Origin of the sequence: Corynebacterium efficiens YS-314, assembly GCF_000011305.1 — a bacterium.
Lineage (GTDB): Bacteria > Actinomycetota > Actinomycetes > Mycobacteriales > Mycobacteriaceae > Corynebacterium > Corynebacterium efficiens.
In genome coordinates, this window is record NC_004369.1 from 612,033 (window position 1) to 626,955 (window position 14,923).

Annotated in this window: 13 protein-coding genes; 11 read left to right on the forward strand and 2 right to left on the reverse strand. The window is 66.5% G+C overall.

Translation table 11 applies throughout. The annotated features are described in order from the left end of the window. Positions 1–77: 77 nt before the first annotated feature. On the forward strand, positions 78–506 hold the full coding sequence (locus CE_RS03050; RefSeq protein WP_006769747.1) for a TIGR02611 family protein: 429 nt from the start codon (positions 78–80) through the stop codon (positions 504–506). Here the strand turns inward: CE_RS03050 and mycP are convergent. Further along, positions 449–1,711, reverse strand: coding sequence for a type VII secretion-associated serine protease mycosin (mycP, locus tag CE_RS03055; RefSeq protein WP_231295152.1), 1,263 nt, complete (start codon positions 1,709–1,711; stop codon positions 449–451). The genes CE_RS03050 and mycP overlap by 58 nt on opposite strands. A 71-nt stretch (positions 1,712–1,782) precedes the next feature. After that, entirely contained in the window at positions 1,783–3,168 is a 1,386-nt protein-coding gene (eccD, locus tag CE_RS03060) for a type VII secretion integral membrane protein EccD (protein WP_006769745.1), read from the reverse strand. Positions 3,169–3,600: 432 nt separating this feature from the next. Between eccD and eccCa the strand changes: the two genes are divergently transcribed. The 10 genes from eccCa to CE_RS03110 all read left to right on the forward strand — a co-directional run bounded on the left by eccCa (position 3,601) and on the right by CE_RS03110 (position 14,880). Then, positions 3,601–7,194 carry a type VII secretion protein EccCa gene (gene eccCa / locus CE_RS03065; protein WP_006769744.1) on the forward strand — a complete coding sequence of 1,198 codons (3,594 nt, stop codon included), beginning with the start codon at positions 3,601–3,603 and terminating at the stop codon, positions 7,192–7,194. Continuing rightward, positions 7,191–8,195 (forward strand): type VII secretion-associated protein, encoded by a 1,005-nt coding sequence (locus CE_RS03070; RefSeq protein WP_006769743.1) that lies wholly within the window; start codon positions 7,191–7,193, stop codon positions 8,193–8,195. The genes eccCa and CE_RS03070 overlap by 4 nt, the downstream gene beginning before the upstream one ends. A gap of 159 nt (positions 8,196–8,354) precedes the next feature. Beyond that, positions 8,355–8,675: a WXG100 family type VII secretion target gene (locus CE_RS03075; protein ID WP_006769742.1), complete on the forward strand. Its 321-nt coding sequence runs from the start codon at positions 8,355–8,357 to the stop codon at positions 8,673–8,675. Between the two features lie 39 nt (positions 8,676–8,714). Next, entirely contained in the window at positions 8,715–9,005 is a 291-nt protein-coding gene (locus CE_RS03080) for a WXG100 family type VII secretion target (RefSeq protein ID WP_006769741.1), read from the forward strand. A 404-nt stretch (positions 9,006–9,409) separates the two neighbouring features. Further along, positions 9,410–10,345, forward strand: coding sequence for a sucrase ferredoxin (locus CE_RS03085; RefSeq protein ID WP_006769739.1), 936 nt, complete (start codon positions 9,410–9,412; stop codon positions 10,343–10,345). Positions 10,346–10,572: 227 nt separating this feature from the next. Further along, positions 10,573–11,016, forward strand: coding sequence for a 50S ribosomal protein L13 (rplM, locus tag CE_RS03090; RefSeq protein ID WP_006769737.1), 444 nt, complete (start codon positions 10,573–10,575; stop codon positions 11,014–11,016). Beyond that, positions 11,016–11,564 carry a 30S ribosomal protein S9 gene (gene rpsI / locus CE_RS03095; RefSeq protein WP_006769736.1) on the forward strand — a complete coding sequence of 183 codons (549 nt, stop codon included), beginning with the start codon at positions 11,016–11,018 and terminating at the stop codon, positions 11,562–11,564. Before rplM ends, rpsI begins: the two co-directional genes overlap by 1 nt. A gap of 180 nt (positions 11,565–11,744) precedes the next feature. Further along, positions 11,745–13,088, forward strand: a complete 1,344-nt coding sequence (gene glmM, locus CE_RS03100; RefSeq protein WP_035109753.1) for a phosphoglucosamine mutase — start codon at positions 11,745–11,747, stop codon at positions 13,086–13,088. Positions 13,089–13,177: 89 nt separating this feature from the next. Continuing rightward, the gene (locus CE_RS03105) at positions 13,178–13,489 is read left to right on the forward strand and encodes a hypothetical protein (RefSeq protein ID WP_006769734.1); all 312 of its coding nucleotides are present in this window, start codon (positions 13,178–13,180) and stop codon (positions 13,487–13,489) included. Continuing rightward, on the forward strand, positions 13,486–14,880 hold the full coding sequence (locus CE_RS03110) for a hypothetical protein (RefSeq protein WP_006769733.1): 1,395 nt from the start codon (positions 13,486–13,488) through the stop codon (positions 14,878–14,880). The genes CE_RS03105 and CE_RS03110 overlap by 4 nt, the downstream gene beginning before the upstream one ends. Positions 14,881–14,923 lie beyond the last annotated feature (43 nt).

Consider the following 14,923-nt stretch of genomic DNA (forward strand, 5'->3'; position numbering starts at 1 on the left):
ACACGGATCAGCCGGTGCCGCCACCATCGTGGCGTGCGCACCGTTTCCACCCGTCCCACAGGGGCGGTACTGACTCCATGGGGACAATGCGTGAACTGGTCCAGGACCGGATCGAACGCCTCCAGGACGCCCACGAGCGGAGCAAGAAGAAGAAATACGGATTCCTCGTCCGCCCCGCCACGCTGATCCTGGGTTGGGTGGTGATGATCATCGGCCTGATCACCATTCCACTGCCCGGGCAGGGCTGGCTGACCACCTTCATCGGTGTGGGCATCCTGTCCCTGGAACAGAACTGGGCCAAACGACTACTCGGGTGGGGCGTGCACCAGTACGACCGCTTCTTCGCCTGGTATGCCACCAAATCCTTCCGTTTCCGCATGCTCACCATGGCGGTGCTGCTCGTCCTCATCTGGATCGTGTTCGCCGTGACGTTCTGGGCGATGTGGATCTACGGCACCCTGCCCTGGGCGGATGAGTTCATGGAGTGGCTGGGCTTCAGCCGCTGACGGGATCCCCACCACCGACCTGCCGTGACCGCGATGGCGGTGACCACCGCAGTCACCATGGCCAGGACCGCCACCGCATTCCTCCGCGCGGAGTCATCCGGTGGGGCAGGTGCACTGATATGGACCTCGCGCGCCGGGACGGGGCCCGGTGCCGGTTCCATGGTCAGCGCCCGGTAGGGATCCACCGCACCGCGGGCCGGATCAACACTGGCCAGGATTCTTGTCCTGATTTCCGCGGGTGAGGCATGGGGATGGCGTTGTCTGATCAGGGCCGCTGTCCCACTGACCACAGGTGCCGCGAAGCTGGTGCCCTCGAAGGGGCTGGGCCCGGACTGGGTGAGCACCCCGCTGACAAACCCGTCGCCACGTGGTGACAACCCGGTGGGGATGAGCCCCTGGGCGGACAGCAGCTGCTGGTCGGCGGCCACGGAGTAGGAGGCGATGGTGTGGGAGTCGAAGCGCGCCGAGACCGCCAGCACGGTTTCGGCGTGGGCGGGGTAGACGGTGGAACCCTCGGGGCAGTCCTGTCCCACATTGCCGGCCGCGGCCACCACGACCACCCCCTGGTGTTCGGCGCGCCAGAGTGCCTCGTCCAGGGGATGGATCGCCCCCGGGTGCTCATGGGTGGCGGGGATGCAGGACACCACGGAGATGTTGATGATGTGGGCGCCCTGGTCCAGGGCACGGTGGATGGAATCCGCGAGGGTGCCCAGGGTGCCCACACCGGTGTCACCGGAATGGCGTACGAAGGCACTGGTCTGTTTGATGGCGATGAGATTGGCTGCGGGCGCGATACCGATGTGGTTGTCACCGGTGCCGTCATAGGGCCACCCGGAGCCGTGGTCCGGACGCATGGCGATGATGCCGGCGACGATGGTGCCATGGCCGTCACAGTCGATGAGTTCACCCGGGATCCCCTCCTGCTGGTGCGCCCCGACGAGATCACCGCCGGGGTGGATTCCGGGGAGGCGGGGATGGGGTGAGACACCGGTGTCGATGACCGCCACGGTCACATCATGGCCGGTGGCGATCCGGTGGGCCCGATCCAGTGAAACGGCGAGGTCCTCATCCATGGGGTGCAGCGTGGGATCAACAGGTGAGACCGCAGGGCAGTCCATCGGTTCCACCACCCCAGGCCTGGCGTCCTGGGCCCGCGCCGGTGGGGGAGCTGTTCCCGGACCAGGGGCACCGAGGAGAACGACCATGGTGAGGATCATGCTGCACACCGGCAGACGGCGTGGCCGAAGTGGGGGCAACTGCGGACCCATGAGCGCTCTCACCCACCCAGGCCGATGTCGAGTGCGCGCAGCATGCCGAACACGTCAAGCAGCTGCAGTGCCAGCGGGAGGGTGGCGGCCACGCAGACGGATTCGATGCGTTCCAACCACACGATGGTGGTCGGCTCCGGGGTGGGGATCCGCGGGATCCACACCGCCACGGTGACAGTGAGGGCTGCGATCAGCACACCCACGACCACCGCAGCCCAGGAATCTTCCTGACGGGAGGCGGAGATGACCGTGGTGATCAGAGCGGCGCAGGCCAGCACAATGAGCGACCAGGTGGGAACCGCCCTGCTCTGCCGGATGGCGTGCAGCAGGCAGGCGATGGTGGTGACCAGGGCGAACAGGGTGGTGAACCAGGTACCCGGACCGGAGGCGACAAAGATGAGGAGCGCGCCGGTGAGGGAGAGGGCGAGGACCTGGGCGTCATACAACGTCTGCGCCCGGGTGGCCGCGGCGGTAGGGTCGGTCATCCCGTTGTCACTGACCGAGAGATCCTGCCCCGCGGTGGGCAGCGTGGGTACGCGCAGGCCCGCCAGTGCCGCCGAGAGTTTCGGGGCGGCACCCAGCCACAACATGATCACCGCGATGGTGATGGCGGCCGGGCCACTGACATCATCACCCGTCCGGCTCAGGCCCGCCCCGGCGGCGGCGACCGGTGCCAGCAGCAGGATGGTGGTGAGGGTGGCTCTGACCATCAGCGTCGGTGTGAGCACCAGGTGTAGAAGGAGCACGGCGGTCAGTCCCGCACCGGAGGCACACACCAGGCCCCAGGCGAGTTCACCGGTGGTGGCAGCCAGCGGATCAACCACCGTGACCAGCGCGGCGGCGGCGGTGAGGAGGGCGATGAGCACCGGAAGCACCACCCTTGTGACCGGTGTCGTGGCCTCCGGGGCGGTGCTGCGCGGTAACCAGGCCAGGACGATCACGCAGATCACGGTCAGGATGAGCATGCGGATACCCGGATCCACCCCACCGGCCACCGGTGCGGCCAGAAGGACAGCCACCGCGACCAGACCGGTGAGGGTGAGCAGATCCACCAGCCCGATGGTGCGGGTGCTGGAGGACAACTCCACCAGGGCCTCGGCGGCATCGCGGATCACCGGGGCGGGCAGGTCACGCTCCGGGGACAACACCAGCACCCCGCCCTGTTCCAGCTGGGTGTGGGACAGCGGGAGAGCCGGGTCGATGGGGATCCCCGTGGCGGTGCGTGCCACCCACGGCCGGGAGATGGTCGGGGCCCCGGTGAGGTCGAGAACCTCCTGGAGGATCTCCGCCAGACTCGACCAGGCGGGCAGGGACAGATCAGCCATGGCAAAGGGTTTATTGCCCACGGTGAGATCGATGCGGACACTGACCCGCAGCACGTTGTCGATCGCCACGTTTTCCTCCCCTGTAGGTGGTGTGAACTCAGGTGTGCTGCCTTGTAAGTCTGCCAAAGATGCTGGTCAGAAAACGGTTTGGTGAGAAAACACCCATTTTGACCCCCGGCGGGAACCTATGGGCCGGTTGCGCAGTCCAACCATGGATGAGAGTCGTCTCCACGCGGGTGGCCGCGGGGGATAAGACAGGTTGACCACTCCGGGGAGGAACTGCAATTGACCACACTCACCACGGGAGGGGACACCGGCATCACGCCGGGACCACCCGGACCACCCGTACCACCGGCACCACGCATCGTCTATCCCGGTCGGGCATCAGCCACCGGCCCGGGTGACGGTGGCGCAGCGGGGGACAACGAGGCGTCGACAAGCACCCCGACAAGCACCCCGACAGGAGATCCCGCGCGCGTCGCCGGCTACATCATTGAGCAGATGACCTGGTCGGAGCGCGATCCGGCACCCCCGCTGCCCACCGCGCCCCTGGTGGCGGAACCGGTGCCCGCGGCGGAGAGGCCGGCGCCGCGCCCACTGATCAAGGTGCTGCTGCCGGTGATCATGGTGGCGGCGGTGCTGGCGATGGTGGCGCTGATGATCATGATGAGTGGCCAGCTCAATCCGATGGTGCTCATCTTCCCGCTCATGATGATCATGTCCATGGCCATGATGTTCAGCCCGCAGGAGGGCCGGGACACCGATGAGACCAGACGGACCTATATGCGTCATCTGGATGCCCTGCGCCACCGGGCCCTGGATCATGCGCAGGCCCAGCGCGTCCACGAACTGCACCGCCACCCCGACCCGTCTGGCCTGTGGTCCCGCCTGGGGTCGAGGCGCATGTGGGAACGCTCCACCCAGGACCAGGACTGCCTGGAGATCCGCTTCGGCCTGGGCACCACGAGCCTGCAACCGGGCATCGAGGTGCCTGATTCCGGTGCCCCGGAGGATCTGGACCCGGTGTGTGCGGTGTCGCTGCGCCACACGGTACGTGCCGTGGGGTCGGTGCAGGGCATGCCGGTGGCGGTCCAGCTGCAGGCATTCCGGTACCTGGGACTCAACGGCCCCGGCGCGCATGATCTGGCCCGGGCGATCGTGGTGCAGTTGTTGTTCCACCACGGCCCGGAAACCGTCAGCGTGACCGCACGGGGTGCAGCACCGGACGACGGCGGGTGGGACTGGTTGAAGTGGGTGCCGCATGCGCGGGAACCGGAGCATGCCGCCCACCGGGTGCTCATCGTTGATTCGGAACTGACCAACGGCACGGAAACCTTTATCGATGATCCGCGGTGGACGTGCATCATCAACGTCGGGGCGCTGACCAGCACGGAGCTGGGGCAACGCGCGGAGCAGGAGGGCCTGCTGCTGCATGTGGATAGGGAACTGACCGTGTTCACCGCCCAGGGTGTGGAGACCCTCGGGGTACCCGACCAGGTCACCTTCGCTGTGGCCTCCACCTTTGGGCGTATGCTCACCGCCTACCGCCGGGCCAGCACCACCGAGGCCCGCGCCTCCGGTGACCTGCTGCCCCTGCTGGGTATCCCGGACCACACCCACCTGACCCCGGATACTCTGTGGACCACCCCGGCGCAGGGGCGCCCGGCCCGCAGCCGTCTCACGGTGCCCCTCGGCCTGAGCGAGCATGGCACCCCGATGGTGCTGGACCTGAAGGAATCCGCCCATGGCGGCATGGGCCCGCATGGCCTGTGCATCGGCGCCACGGGCAGTGGAAAATCCGAACTGCTGCGCACCCTGGTCTCCGGGCTGGTGCTCACCCATTCCCCGGCGGAGCTCAATCTGGTGCTGGTGGATTTCAAGGGCGGGGCAACCTTCCTGGGTTTCGAGACCCTGCCGCACACGTCTGCGGTGATCACCAACCTGGAGGAGGAATCCATCCTGGTCGAGCGCATGCATGATGCGATCTCCGGTGAGATGAACCGCCGCCAGGAGCACCTGCGTCGCGCCGGTGGGTTCGCCAACGTCGATGACTACAACGCGGCGGCCCCCACCCGGGATGACCTGGAACCCATGCCGGCGCTGCTCATCGTCCTGGATGAGTTCTCCGAGCTGCTCGGCCAGCACCCGGATTTCGCGGATCTGTTCGTCGCGGTGGGGCGCCTGGGCCGGTCGCTGCACATCCATCTGCTGCTGGCCAGCCAGCGTCTGGAGGAGGGCCGTCTGCGGGGCCTGGATTCCCACCTGTCCTACCGCATCGGCCTGAAGACCTTCTCCGCCACCGAATCACGGCAGGTCCTCGGCATTACCGACGCCTACCACCTGCCCAACCAGCCCGGCGCGGGGTATCTGCGCACCGCGGCTGATTCCATCACCCGGTTCCAGGCCAGTTATGTCTCCGGCCCGGTCAGCCGCCAGGTGCGACTCACCGACACCCCGCAGCAGGTGCGCCTGTTCACCGGGTGGGACGCCGCCACCGCGGAGACGGTCCTCGAGCAGGGTGAGGAGCTGCTTATCGACGCCATCATCACCGCCTCAACCACCGCCGCTGAGATGCGCGGGTTGCGCGCCCACCGCATCTGGCTGCCACCCCTGCCCGCCGAGATCCCCATCGGTGGGGTCGCCGAGGAGGTGGGATCCCTCATGGCGGTGATCGGCATCATCGACCGGCCCTACCACCAGCGCCAGGATCCCCTCGTGGTGGATTTCTCCCCATCCGGTGGATCGGGGCACCTGGTGGTGTGCGGTGGTCCGCAGACCGGCAAGTCCACCACCCTGCGCAGCATCGTGGTATCCCTGGCGGCCACCCACACCACCGGGGACATCCGGTTCTATGTGCTGGATCTCTCCGGGACCAGCCTGTCGCATCTGGAGAGGTTGCCGCATGTCGCAGGGGTGGCCCACCGCGGCGATCCGGAGCGGGTGCGCCGGGTCATCGATGAGGTGACCGCGCTCATCGACACCCCGGAGGACCGCCACACCTTCCTCATCGTGGATGGCTGGCAGAGCATCACCCAGGACTTCGAGGACCTGTTTGATGCCTTCGTGGACATCGCCTCCCACGGCCTGGCCTCCCGGGTGCACCTGGTGATCAGCACACAGCGGTGGAGTTCGATGAGACCGGCGATCCGGGATCTCATCCCGGGGCGTCTGGAGCTGAAACTGGGTGAGGCGATGGATTCGGTTGTCGACCGCAAGGCTCAGCTGCGGGTCCCGGCGGCCCCGGGACGGGGACTCAACCTCCAGGGGGAGCAGATCCTCATCGCCCAGTCCACCACCCAGGACATCGCGCATGTGTGCACCCAGGCCGAGGCGACCGGGCAGGAACCCGTGCCCCGCCTGGGTGTGCTGCCGACTGATATCCACCTGCATGAGCTGGGGCCGACGAGGGATGCGGGCATCCCGATCGCCCGGGGTGGTGCCACCTTGTCCACCCTCACCTGGGATCCGGCCACCAGCCAGCACCTCATGGCCTTCGGGTCCCAGGGGTGTGGCAAGTCCACACTCATCCGCACGATCGCCACCGGCCTGAGCGTGGTGGGACGTGACCACGCCCGGATGGTGGTGATGGATCTTCGGCGCGCACACCTCGGTGCCCTGGATGAGACCATGGTCGCCGCCTACTGTGCGACCTCCGCCACGGCGCAGTCCACGGTGACCGACATGGTAGCTACCCTCACCGCGCGTCTGCCCGGCCCGGAGATCACCCCCGCCCAGCTGAGGGAGCGTTCCTGGTGGACCGGACCGGACATCTATCTGATCATCGATGACCACGATCTGTTGCCTGCTGGGTTGCTGCAACCGCTCCGGGAGCTCATGCCGCATGCCCGTGATGTGGGCCTGCATGTGGTGCTCACCAGGAAATCCGGTGGTGCCTCCCGGGCGCTCTATGACCCGGTGCTCGCTGAGATCAAGGACCAGTCACCCCAGGTGCTGCTGTTCGACGCGGACCGTGACGAGGGCACCATCCTGGGTCTGCGGCCCACGACCCAGCCACCGGGCAGGGCGCAGATGAGCATCCGGGGCACCCGGGTCGGGGTGTGCCAGGTGGCCAGGATGGGGGAGGAGCAGCCATGACCGGGGTACCGGATGGGATGCCGGTGGGAACACTGCATGAACCGCTGAACGAGACCCTGACCGTGACCGTGTTGGAAACCGCCACCATCTTCGAGGGCCCCGACACCGTCTACCGCTATGACATCATGGCCACCGGCATCAAGGAGGGATGGGCGGTGCCGGCGGTGGTGGATCAGGTCCAGCAGCTCAGCTCGGTGCACTGGCCGGATGTGGAGGTGGTCATCGACGGTGATGACCAGGTCACCGAGGTGCTCACCCGTACCTTCATCGGCAAGGGGGTGACGTCCTATCCCGCGGAGACCCTCCGGGAACATCCCCTGCCCGCGGAGGAACCGGAGCCGGACCCGGTGGTCACCCGCCCGACCAGGGGCCGGACCCACCGGGATTTCTACGGCATCCGGCTCTTGCACATCACCCTGACCGTCATCTTTGTCGGTGTGGTCACCGGCACCTGGATGCTGCTCGGTGGTGGTGACACCCCGGTCACGACCCAGGAGGTCGAACCCCAGGCTGCGGTCACCGGGACCACCCAGGCACCCGCACCCCCGACGGCCACGGCCGGGACCGGGGTGGAGGGGGCGTCGACAAGCACGGTCGCGGCGGCCCCGGCGGTCCTGGAGGGTGAGGGTTTCCTCGTGGCCGCGCCGCACGGCTACCGGCTGGACAGCGACGACGGGGACCCCGGGATGCATGTGCTCACCGGGCGGGATCCGGATCTGCGGATCCACATCGCCCTCGACCCCCTCCACGGACTGGAACCGCATCTGGTGGCGGAGGAGATGGAGCTGGTCATTGCGCAGGATCCCACCCTGGAACGGCAACCGACCGTCGACGGGCGGATCATCTACACCGAGGATCCCGGTGACGGATCGAAGGTGGCCTGGACCACCTGGTTCGAAGCGGACCAGCAGGTCAGCGTGGGGTGTCACACCCGCCTGGGGGCGAATGTGGTGCAGCAGGCCGCCTGCCGGACCGTGCTGGATTCCCTCCGGATCGGGTGAATGCGGGTGAGCGAGGAAAGTATTTCCCGCATGCGGGGAACCTCCCGGAGGTTTGCGCAGTCCTACTAGGGCAGGAAGGGCACACAGGCCTTTTCGGGGGACCGGCACCGATCACGGTGCCGGACTGACACACCAACTAGTTCGAGGAGGGGCGAACCCATGTCGAATCTTTTCAGGACAGAATCCGATGTCATGCTGGCCACCGCAGGCCAGGTCGATGACACCAACGACCAGGTACAAAATGAGCTGAGCCGTCTGCGCGGGGTCGTGGACTCCGTGCGGGGCAGCTGGGCGGGACAGGCGCAGGTGAGTTTCGACGCGCTGATGAACCGCTGGAATGACTCCGCCCGCCAGCTGCAGGAGGCACTTGATTCCATCTCCACCAACATCCGCGCCAACGCCCGGTCCTTCGACTCCACCGAGGCGGACAACGCCCAGGCCTTCAGCGCGGTGGGCGGCGGAGCGGGACTGGACCTCTAGACATTATCCACAGACACGTTATATATAAGGACGAAACACATGGACATGATCCGTTATGAATTCGGTGCCATCCAGGGTGCCGCCACCGACATCAACTCCACCTCCGGTCGCATCAACTCGCTTCTCGACGGACTGAAGCAGCAGCTGCAGCCGATGGTCGCCACCTGGGAGGGTGACAGTGCCGTGGCCTACAACGAGGCCCAGATGAAGTGGGACAACGCCGCCGCCGAGCTCAACACCATCCTGGCCACCATCTCCCAGACCGTCTCCCAGGGCGCCGAGCGCATGAGTGACGTCAACAGGCAGGCCGCCGCCAGCTGGGGTGGATAACCCCCTGCACACCCTGTTGGTTTCCACCCCGCATCCGGGAGGCACATGAGCAGATGATCTGAGATGAGAACCATGCTGCCCGCCGGTGTTGGATCCCGTCACCTCCCAGCCCATTGATAACAAGGCTTGGACACACCCCGATCCGGGAGGTGACACCCACCGGACCCGCAGCAGAAGGCCACGATAGTGATGGCCCCGTACACACCCCGGTCGCACCCCAGGCGACCGGGGTGTTGCCGTCGCGTCGGGGTGACGGCGGTGACGGCGGTGCCGGCGGTGACGGCGGGCACCGTGGGCGCCGTGGGCGCCGGTGGTGGCCGTGTGCACCGTGGGTACCGGGATGATGGAAGTACCCGGTGTGTTCTCGTATCCTGGGGTGAAAATACCCTGCTTCTGATGAGCTTATGATGGGCGTTGATTCCTTGACTTCTGTTTCGACCGCTGGTTCGACCACCGGATCCCCACTCCGCTGCTCCGATGTCGGCGTGGAACCCCTGCCGGGTACCGCCAAGACCGGTAACGGTTTTGTCCTGCTGGAACACCCCGGCCCCTGGAGCTGCGATGTCCTCGACGGTGATACCTTCACCCCGGAGCTCACCGCCCGCCTGGAGGCGCATCTCAAGGCGGCGAAGATGGGCCTGCAGCTCATCCGCAAACCCGGGCGGGAGGGTCGCCAGATCGACGGGCACACCGTGTTCCTGGTGTTCAGTGAGCAGGAGGTGATCGAACGCCTGGTGGTGGAGGATCCGGCCGGGGTACTCGACCTGGATCTCTCCGGTCCCGGACGCAACGGGGCAGGCCTGGGTGCCCAGCGCGTGGACCATCCCGTGCTGCTGATCTGCACCCACGCCAAGCGGGATGTCTGCTGCGCGGTCAAGGGCCGGCCCCTGGCGGCTGAGCTGGTCGCGCAGTTCCCCTCCGGTTTCGTGTGGGAGTCCTCGCACACCAAAGGACACCGCTTCGCACCGTCGATGCTGCTGATGCCGTGGAACTACTCCTTCGGCCGACTCAACGCCGAGGCCACCGCGGCGCTGCTCACTGCAGCACAGCGCGGGGAGTTCTTCCACCCCGGCAATCGGGGTCGTGGCACCCTGGATGCCCGTGGTCAGGTCGCGGAACTGGCTGTCGCCGAGCAGCTGATCGGCAACGGGGAGACCGTCGGGTTGGGGCAGCTGGAAGTGGAGGCGCACCCGGAGAGCGCCGTGGTCACCCACCCGGATGGCCGGATCTTCGAGGTTGAGCTGGAGCAGCGCACCATCGACGGGGTCATCTCCTCCTGCGGTGATGAACCGAAGGTGGGGAAGGGGTGGGTGGCCACTGCCGTGCGGCAGCGCGCCTGAGCGCCCCGCGCGCCCCGGCCCCTTCCGGTGGCCGCCGGGGCCGTTTTGGTATATGGGGACAACAAGAGTACCCTTATAACCCTGTGTGTGGAGTCGGGATGCGGCGTTTATCCAAGCGCGTACCCCAACAGCAGAGCATGATCGGGTCACCACCGGCCGCCGTCATGAATTCTTCCGTGCATGTTCCTGGCTGGCAGTTCCTAGACAGACTTATTTAAGGAGTCATTGTGTCTACTTACCACCCGAAGAGCGGTGACATCACCCGTAAGTGGTACGTCATCGACGCCACTGACGTGGTCCTGGGTCGCCTGGCCACCCACGCCGCCGACCTGCTTCGCGGCAAGGGCAAGCCCCTGTTCGCACCCAACGTTGACTGCGGTGACCATGTCATCATCATCAACGCTGACAAGGTTGCCATCACCTCCAACAAGCGCGATCGCGAGATGCGCTACCGCCACTCCGGTTACCCGGGTGGTCTGAAGTCCATGACCCTGGGCCGTTCCCTGGAACTGCACCCGGAGCGTGTGCTCGAGGAATCCATCACCGGCATGATGCCGCACAACAAGCTGACCGCTGCATCTGTGAAGAAGCTGCACGTCTTCGCTGGTTCTGAGCACCCATACGCTGCTCAGAAGCCGGAGACCTACGAGATCAAGAAGGTGGCCCAGTAATGTCCGAGCCTATCCAGAACGAGAACGTAGAGAGCAACGTCGCTGACGCTGCCGACATCGCTGCAGCAACCGCTGCAACCGAGGAGTTCACCAACACCATCGGTGATGCGATCTCCACCTCCACCGAGGAAGAGACCTTCGAGGCTGCACCTGCAGTTCTCGACGGCCCGATCTGGACCGTTGGGCGCCGTAAGCGCGCCATCGTCCGCGTCCGCATGGTCGCCGGTTCCGGTGAGATCACCTGCAACGGCCGCACCCTCGAGGATTACTTCCCGAACAAGCTGCACCAGCAGCTGATCAAGGCTCCTCTGGTCCTGCTGGGCCGCGAGGGCCAGTTCGACATCCACGCAAACCTGGGTGGCGGCGGACCTACCGGTCAGGCTGGCGCATTCCGCCTCGCCATCGCCCGTGCACTCAACGCCTACAACCCGGCTGAGCGTCCGACCCTGAAGAAGGCCGGATTCCTCACCCGTGACGCTCGTGCAGTTGAGCGTAAGAAGGCTGGTCTGCACAAGGCACGTCGTGCCCCGCAGTACTCCAAGCGCTGATTTATCTTCCGCTTGCCTGTTCAACCCGCTTCACCGTGTTTCCACGGTGGGCGGGTTGTCCGCTTTCTAAGGGCCTGCTTGTCGACGACCCGCCATAGCCGACCGAGAAATCTGCCCCAATTGGGGCAATAACGGTTGTGGTGTCGGGCGGGCGGGCGGTGGACGTGCATAATGTTAGGCATGACTCGACTTTTTGGAACCGACGGTGTTCGTGGTCTGGCGAACAAGACCCTCACCGCGCCCCTCGCACTGAAGCTCGGTGCAGCAGCAGCTCACGTCCTCACAGCAGGTACCCGCCCCCATGGTCGCCGCCCGGTGGCCATCGTCGGCCGTGACCCCCGTGTGTCCGGTGAGATGCTCGCGGCTGCCCTGGCCGCCGGCATGGCCAGCCGCGGCGTGGATGTGCTGCGTGTCGGTGTCATCCCGACCCCGGGTGTTGCCTTCCTCACCGATGACTACGGCGCCGACATGGGTGTCATGATCTCCGCCTCCCACAACCCCATGCCCGACAATGGCATCAAGTTCTTCTCCGCCGGTGGCCACAAACTCCCCGATGAGGTCGAGGATGAGATCGAGCGCGTGATGGATGATCTCCCGGAGGAGGGCCCCACCGGGCACGGCATCGGTCGTGTCATCGAGGAGGCTCCGGATGCCCGGGGCCGCTACCTCCAGCACCTGGCTGACGCTGTCCCCACGGATCTCTCGGGTATCACCGTGGTGGTCGATGCCGCCAACGGTGCCGCCAGCGTGATCGCACCGCAGGCCTATGAGGCTGCCGGTGCGAAGGTGATTGCCATCCACAACACGCCGAATGCCTACAACATCAACGAGAAGTGTGGGTCCACCCACATGGACCAGATCCAGGCGGCTGTTCTGGAACACGGTGCGGATCTCGGCCTGGCCCACGACGGTGACGCCGACCGCTGCCTCGCGGTGGACAGCGACGGCAATATCGTCGACGGTGATCAGATCATGGCGATCCTCGCGATCGCGATGAAGGAGAACTCCGAGTTGCGCAAGAACACCCTCGTGGCCACGGTCATGTCGAACCTGGGTCTGAAACTGGCCATGGAAAAGGCCGATATCCAGCTGCGCACCACCAAGGTCGGTGACCGTTATGTCCTCGAGGAGCTCAACGCCGGTGGCTTTGCGCTCGGTGGCGAACAGTCGGGTCATATCGTCCTGCCGGATCACGGCACCACCGGTGACGGCACCCTCACCGGCCTGTCACTCATGGCGCGTATGGCGGCCACCGGCAAGCCCCTGTCCGAGCTGGCGGCGGCGATGACCGTGCTGCCGCAGGTTCTCATCAACGTGCCGGTTGCCGACAAGTCCAGCATCATGAAAAGCGCCAACGTCCAGGCCGCCGTGGCCGCTGCCGAGGAGGAACTCGGTGGGACCGGTCGTGTGCTGCTGCGTCCCTCCGGCACCGAGGAGCTCTTCCGCGTCATGGTCGAGGCCGCGGAGCAGGAGCAGGCCCGTCGCGTCGCCGGGCGTCTCGCCGCGGTGGTCGCCGAAGCCTAGCTGTCAATTCCGGTTCGCCGGGAACCATTTCACCCCCTGAGCAGTCAAACACTGGTGTACACCACAGTTGATTGCTCAGGGGGATTGTCATGTCGGGATTGAACCTCAACGTCGAGGGGGCGTTGACCGCCGCACGCACCATGCTCGGGGAGGCCACGCATCAGCGGCAACGACACCGGGTGGCCCCACCGGCGTTTCCTGTGTCCGCCGCCGGTCAGGGCTTTTCGACGTGGGGTGCCCAGGTCGCGACGATGCTGGAGGAGTTGCACCGGGGCGTCGACAAGCGTCTAGATGCGGTGGAGGCCACCGCCGACGCCGCCGCCCGGGAGGTCGGGGTGTTCCGCGATGCGGATGCCGGTATCGGCCGTGGGCTGGGACAGGTAGACGGTGAGGGCCGGTGAGCGCGTCGATCTCCTCCTATGGCAGTGCGGTGTCGCAGCTGCAGGCCGCCAGTCGGGGAACCTATCCCGGTCCGTCGATTCCGGAACGGGTGCTGAAGAAGGCCTATGAGACGATCACGGGCCTGGACACCGACCAGCTGCGGTCGGGGGGCCGTTCCGCCGCCGGTGACTCCGAGACCGGCGGTCTCCTGGGTCTGCTCAAACCCCTGGGCCGGATGTTCGGTGGTGTGGCGGGAGGCATGATCATCAACGAGCTGGTGGACAGGGTGTCGGACTGGGTGGACAACCGCAATGAGGCCGAGGAGGTGGCGGAGGCCGCTGAGCGTGCCGCCGATGCCATCGACACCACCATCCGGGAATCCGATGACGGGGTTGAGGCCATCCTGGGGCAGCTCGCCGGGATCATCGCCGAGATCAGCAACCACCTGTCCACCCTGGACCCCGTGGAGCATCCGGAGGCGTTCATCGCCACCGTGCAGGCCGGTGCGGAGATCATCAACGATGCCGCCGCCATGGTCCTCGGTCTGTGCGGTGACCGTGACCGTGCCATCGAAAGCTGTTACGGCGCGCTCATTGAGCACGGCCGCCGGGTCTGTGAGGCCCCAGCCCCCGGTGTGGCGCCCGCGGTCGGTGGGGGAGGTGGTGGTGGGGCCGGTACCATCCCCGAATCCCCGGTGACGCCACCGGTGACGACATCGGGGGCCACACCCGGGACGGCACCGGCCTCGGTGGACCCACCGACCGCGGACTCTCCGGAGGCGGGCACAGCCACCGGGAGGACAGAAGCTGAGGACTGCGATCCGGAACCGGGGCAGGACGAGAAACCGGTCGAGTCGCCGGCCGAGCCACCGGATGAGGATGAGACCGGGGTGGAGCCACCTTCCCCGGAGGATGACGACTGGGAGCACACCCTGACCGGTGCGATCAGTGGGATCGGCATCGGACTGCTCGTGGTGGGGGTCGGGGCTCTGGTTGATTTCCTCGGGGAGGTCGCACAGACCATGGGTGGGGACGCGGCACAGATGCCGCCTGTACCATCTCCTGGCGCTGCCCCGCTGGCTGCCACCCCGACTGTGGAACCGGTTCCGGCACCGGCTCCGGAATCTGCTCCAGAGCCCAACCCCGAACCCACGCCGAAGCCCACTCCGGCCTCGGAGTTGCACCTTGTGGCCGAACCACCACCCAAGCCACAACCGGGCATGGTGCAGGCGGCGGCAACAGCCGCCGTCCAGGAACCCACGGTGGGGGCGCCGGTGCAGGTCGATTACCAGCAGGCAGCCACCCCGGCTGCCCCGGTTGCGCCACCGACGGCAGCACCCGCGCCGGGTAACAGCTCGGGTGATGCCGCCGGTGACGCGCCAGGCCGTGTCCGCAGGGTAGGCGGGTGGTAGCGGTGGAGTACGAGGTTTTTGTAGCGCAGTTTCGTCAACGGAC

What these genes read in the sequence shown, in the direction of transcription:
- mycP (WP_231295152.1), bottom strand. Translation starts at nt 1,711, where the DNA reads ATGGTCGTTCTCCTCGGTGCCCCTGGTCCGGGAACAGCTCCCCCACCG.
- rpsI (WP_006769736.1), top strand. Translation starts at nt 11,016, where the DNA reads ATGTCCGAGCCTATCCAGAACGAGAACGTAGAGAGCAACGTCGCTGAC.
- CE_RS03105 (WP_006769734.1), top strand. Translation starts at nt 13,178, where the DNA reads ATGTCGGGATTGAACCTCAACGTCGAGGGGGCGTTGACCGCCGCACGC.
- CE_RS03070 (WP_006769743.1), top strand. Translation starts at nt 7,191, where the DNA reads ATGACCGGGGTACCGGATGGGATGCCGGTGGGAACACTGCATGAACCG.
- CE_RS03085 (WP_006769739.1), top strand. Translation starts at nt 9,410, where the DNA reads ATGATGGGCGTTGATTCCTTGACTTCTGTTTCGACCGCTGGTTCGACC.
- CE_RS03075 (WP_006769742.1), top strand. Translation starts at nt 8,355, where the DNA reads ATGTCGAATCTTTTCAGGACAGAATCCGATGTCATGCTGGCCACCGCA.
- CE_RS03080 (WP_006769741.1), top strand. Translation starts at nt 8,715, where the DNA reads ATGGACATGATCCGTTATGAATTCGGTGCCATCCAGGGTGCCGCCACC.
- CE_RS03050 (WP_006769747.1), top strand. Translation starts at nt 78, where the DNA reads ATGGGGACAATGCGTGAACTGGTCCAGGACCGGATCGAACGCCTCCAG.
- eccCa (WP_006769744.1), top strand. Translation starts at nt 3,601, where the DNA reads ATGACCTGGTCGGAGCGCGATCCGGCACCCCCGCTGCCCACCGCGCCC.
- glmM (WP_035109753.1), top strand. Translation starts at nt 11,745, where the DNA reads ATGACTCGACTTTTTGGAACCGACGGTGTTCGTGGTCTGGCGAACAAG.